We start from the raw sequence: 1,074 nt of genomic DNA on the forward strand, positions 1-1,074 counted from the left end.
GATCAGGCTGATATACATCATCGGAATCGGAACATCGGGCTCCGCTTCCTTCGGCGTCGACTGGTAGGCGACCGCGCCGGCAAGGATGAGGAAGACCAGGACCGAGATGGTCAGGCGGGCATTGTTGATTGCGAGTCTGACGATATCCATGGCTAACGCCTGTTCTTGAATTTCAGGAGCTGCGTCGCAGCCGATTGTCCCCGCCCAGGGCTAGTCCGTCACGGCCCCTTGCTACTGCGTGCCGGCAGTCGCCTCGCCGAGCAGTTTCTTGATGGTCGCCTGGTCGGCCTCGACCGGATTGACAAGATCGCCTTCCTTCACCAGTTCCTGGCCGGCGACGATGATGCGCGCGTCGGCCGGGATGCCGCCGAGCACGAGGCCGGTCGGCGTGTCGTCGACGAGGTCGATCGGGAAGAACGCCACCTTGTTGTCCTTGCCGACGGCACGGATGCCGAGGTCGCCCTTGTCGCCGAGCGTCACCACCGAGCGCGGCAGCAGGACTGCGTCGGTCGGTTGTGCGTTGAGCGCGATTTCCGCCGTCATGCCGGCCGGCACTGAGCCGTCACCATTGGGGATCGCCACCTCGACGCGGAAGGTACGGGTCGCCGACGATGCGTCGCGGCTGATGTAGCGCACTGTGCCTTCAACCGTCTGGCCGCTGACCAGCCGTACATTGGCCTTGTCGCCGAGCTTGAGGTAGCCGAGGTCGCGCTCGCTGACTTCGCCGCGGGCAATCACCGGATCAAGCTTGAGGATGGTTGCCACCTCGCCGCCCTGCATGATGGAACTGCCGAGTTCCACCGGCACCCGGTCGATGACGCCGTCAAACGGCGCCTTGACTTCGTTGCGGTCGAGCTCGGCCTGCGCGGTATCCAGCTGCGATTGCGCCAGAGTCAGATTGGAGCGGGCGGTGTCGAGCTGCAGCTTGGGCAGATTGCCTGTTTTCATCAGCCGCAGGGCCGCGTCCAACTCGGCCTGGCGCTGCACCACGAGCTGCTTGGCGTTGTCGACCATCGAGATCTTTTCTTCCGCCGCCAACATCAGCACCAGATCGCCGGTCTGGACGTGATCTCC

General features: G+C 64.2%; 1 protein-coding gene. It reads right to left on the bottom strand.

Going from position 1 to position 1,074, the window contains the following annotated elements:
• Positions 1-231: 231 nt before the first annotated feature.
• Positions 232-1,074 (bottom strand): efflux RND transporter periplasmic adaptor subunit (locus EN935_RS37390; protein ID WP_127374310.1); only part of this gene is annotated, 843 nt, incomplete at its 5' end.

This window comes from Mesorhizobium sp. M7D.F.Ca.US.004.03.1.1, assembly GCF_003998635.1.
GTDB lineage: Bacteria > Pseudomonadota > Alphaproteobacteria > Rhizobiales > Rhizobiaceae > Mesorhizobium > Mesorhizobium loti.